Origin of the sequence: Thermococcus sp. (genome assembly GCF_027066465.1) — an archaeon.
GTDB lineage: Archaea > Methanobacteriota_B > Thermococci > Thermococcales > Thermococcaceae > Thermococcus.
This window is the reverse complement of sequence record NZ_JAMONU010000026.1, coordinates 1-3,847: the sequence shown is the minus strand read 5'-3', so window position 1 is coordinate 3,847 and position 3,847 is coordinate 1. Positions and strand designations below refer to the sequence as shown.

Sequence of the window (3,847 nt, the reverse complement as noted above, 5' to 3'; positions counted from 1 at the left end):
CGACATAGCGAGAAACCTAGCCGCCAACCCCACCAACTTCACCTACCAGGGAGTTTACATGATGTACAGACCGCCGGTTTACCCCTATACGCTCTCCCTGTTCTACCACTTTATTCACGCTCCCCTGAGTCAGTTAAAAGTCGCAAGACTCGTCTCGGTTCTCTTCTTTGGGCTTACTGCAGTTGTAGTATACCTGCTGACCAAAGAACTCTTCGGCGGAGAAATCAGAGGAGCGATTGCGGCCATGTTCTTCGCACTCAACCCGCTGGCGTTTACGATGGGAAGCCGGGAGCTTGTCCACAGCGAGTTCACGTTCTTCTACGCGCTCGCGGTTTACCTGCTCTACCTGGGCAGAAAGAGGGAGGAAAAAAAGGCGATATATCTAGCCTTCGTCTTCGCTGGAATCGCCATATTAACCCGCTATACGGGTCTCTCAATAATAGCAGTCTTCATAGCTTACCTGTGGCTCTCCGAGTACTGGAACTGGGCAAAGAAGAAAGAGTACTGGGTCGGTTTTGGACTCCTCTTTGCGGTGTTAATGCCCTGGATGTATCTAGGACACCTTCACTACGGCGGCTTCCTGCGTCCCTTTGAGATTGCCTCAAGAACCGTGACCCTAGCTGAACCCGTCTCGGCGTTCACCTACGTGAAGTGGCTGTTCCACGACCTTGGAAGGGTTCTCCCAGTTTTGGCCATAATAGGCCTAATCAGCCTGAGACAAAATGAAGAGGGCTGGTTGCTCCTCAGCTGGGCGTTCCTGGGTTTCATGATGATTCTCTCGGTTACCCATAAAGAAACCCGCTTCATAACGTTCCTCGCGCCGGTTATGGGAATCCTCGCGATGAGGGGAGTTGAGACGCTGACTGAAGTGCTCTCCTCTGTGGGGGCAAAGGGGAAGAAAAGAATCCTTGCATTCGTTGTTTTGTCACTGATACTCGCGGTTCCAGTGGGAAACGCCGCCTTCCACCTGAAGGACAGGTGGAACGGAACTGGCAGGTATGAATCCTACGTGCTCAGATACGCGAGCGAACATTACCCCGGAGAGAGAATACTGGTGTCACCCTACCTGTACACAATGGCCGGGTTCTACTATCCCAGAGCCAAGGTTGATATGATACTATATAGGAAGTCCATCGAAGAGAGAATCAGCGGGGGCTACTACGATGTGATAATACACAAAGACCCGAACACGTATCTCAACATACTCACCAGCGGAAGGTATGAGCTCGTCAAGGAATTTTATGATGGGTTGTTTAAGATATTCATCAGAAAACCCTAACGCTACCCAAACTTCAAATGCACATTTTTTTCGCTTTTTTCAACAATATACACCAAAGAACAGCACTGGATAGTTAATTTTAAAAGCGGCCTCTCGATATATCACCCGCAGTAATTAACGGAGGGAATGGCTATGGCCGAGTACAGGTTTATAAAGTGGTTCGAGGAGCTGACGAAAAAGGACGTGCCGCTCGTTGGCGGCAAGGGCGCAAACCTTGGTGAGCTTACCAATGCCGGAATTCCCGTCCCACCCGGATTCTGTGTTACCGCCGAGGCCTACAAGTACTTTGTTAACAACGTTAAGGTCTCCAAGGAGGACATAAAGAGGATAATGGGTGAAAAGGCCGAAAAGGGAGTCCTCGCCGAGGTTCTCGCAAGCGCCCCCGACGAGGCAAGACCACTCCAGGACTGGATTATGGACATCGTCGCCAGGACAAACGTTGACGACAGCAGGGAGCTCATGGATAACACCGAGGTCATAAGGGAGCTTATAATGGCCATGCCCATGCCGAAGGAGATTGCCGACGAGGTTCTGGACGCTTACCACAAGCTCTGCAGGCGCTTCAACAAGGACCCGGAGAAGGGTGAGTACGTTTACGTCGCCGTTCGCTCCTCAGCTACAGCTGAGGACCTTCCGGAGGCTTCCTTCGCCGGCCAGCAGGAGACCTACCTCGACGTCATCGGAGACGAGGACCTCCTCGAGAACGTTCAGAAGTGCTGGGCCTCGCTCTGGACCGCGAGGGCTACCTTCTACAGGGCCAAGCAGGGCTTCGACCACAGGAAGGTCTACCTCTCGGCCGTCGTCCAGAAGATGGTCAACAGCAAGACCAGCGGTGTCATGTTCACCGCCAACCCGGTCACCAACAACAGGAACGAGATAATGATTAACGCCGCCTGGGGCCTCGGTGAGGCCGTCGTCAGCGGTGCGGTTACCCCGGACGAGTACATCGTTGAGAAGGGCACCTGGAAGATAAAGGAGAAGTACATCGCCAAGAAGGAGGTCATGTACGTCAGGAACCCCGAGACCGGCAAGGGAACGGTCCTCGTCAAGGTCGCCGACTACCTCGGTCCCGAGTACGTTGAGAAGCAGGTTCTCACCGATGACCAGATAATCGAGGTTGCCAAGATGGGCGCCAAGATTGAGGAGCACTACCAGTACCCGCAGGACATCGAGTGGGCTTATGATGCGGACGACGGCAAGCTCTACATCGTCCAGAGCAGGCCGATTACGACCCTCAAGGAGGCCCCAGCCGAGAGCGAGGAGGTTGAGGAGACCGAGGAGCTTGAGGTCATCCTCAAGGGTCTCGGAGCCTCTCCGGGCGTCGGTGCCGGTAAGGTCGTCATAGTCCTCGACATCAAGGACATCGACAAGGTCAAAGAAGGAGACGTCCTCGTCACGACCATGACCAACCCGGACATGGTTCCGGCCATGAAGAGGGCCTCCGCCATCGTCACCGACGAGGGCGGCAGGACCTGCCACGCGGCCATCGTCGGTAGAGAGCTTGGAATCCCGACCGTCGTTGGAACCAAGGTTGCCACGAAGGTTCTCAAGGACGGCATGCTCGTCACCGTCGACGGAACCAGGGGTGTTGTCTACAAGGGCATAGTCAAGAGCCTCCTCAAGAAGGAGAAGGAGGAGAAGGCTGAGGGCGGCAAGGTCGTCGTCGCCGGTGCCCCGCTCATCACCGCCACGGAGGTCAAGGTCAACGTCTCGATGCCCGAAGTGGCTGAGAGGGCAGCCGCCACCGGGGCGGATGGCGTTGGACTCCTCAGGGCAGAGCACATGATACTCAGCATAGGAAAGCACCCCGTCAAGTTCATCAAGGAGGGCAAGGAGGAGGAGCTCGTTGAGAAGCTCGCCGACGGTATCAGGAAGGTCGTCGAGGCCTTCTATCCAAGACGTGTCTGGTACAGGACGCTTGACGCCCCGACCAACGAGTTCCGCGAGCTTCCGGGCGGAGAGGACGAGCCCGTCGAGAGGAACCCGATGCTCGGCTGGCGCGGAATCAGGAGGAGCCTCGACCAGCCGGAGCTCCTCAAGGCCGAGTTCAAGGCCATCAAGAAGCTCGTCGACGAGGGATACGACAACATCGGTGTCATGCTCCCGCTCGTCAGCCACCCCGAGCAGATAAGGAAGGCCAAGGAGATAGCCCGCTCAGTCGGCCTTGAGCCGCACAAGGACGTCGAGTGGGGCGTCATGATTGAGACCCCAGCCTCGGCCCTCATCATCGAGGACCTCATCAAGGAGGGCATTGACTTCGTCAGCTTCGGAACCAACGACCTCACCCAGTACACCCTCGCCATCGACAGGGACAACGAGAGGGTCTTCAAGCTCTACGACGAGAAGCACCCGGCAGTGCTCAAGCTCATCGAGAACGTCATCAAGGTCTGCAAGAAGTACGGCGTCGAGACCAGCATCTGCGGACAGGCAGGAAGCGACCCGAAGATGGTAAGGTTACTCGTCAGGATGGGCATCGACAGCGTCTCAGCGAACCCGGACGCAGTCGAGCTAATCAGGAAGACCGTCTACCGCGAGGAGCAGAGAATCAAGCTCGAGGCCGCGAGGAAG

Annotated in this window: 2 protein-coding genes; both read left to right on the top strand. The window is 55.9% G+C overall.

All coding sequences use genetic code 11. From position 1 onward, the window contains the following. The coding region (locus MVK46_RS01295) for a glycosyltransferase family 39 protein (RefSeq protein ID WP_297534657.1) at positions 1–1,279 on the top strand (1,279 nt) is incomplete at its 5' end. A 132-nt stretch (positions 1,280–1,411) separates the two neighbouring features. Continuing rightward, the coding region (ppsA, locus tag MVK46_RS01290; protein ID WP_297534655.1) for a phosphoenolpyruvate synthase at positions 1,412–3,847 on the top strand (2,436 nt) is incomplete at its 3' end.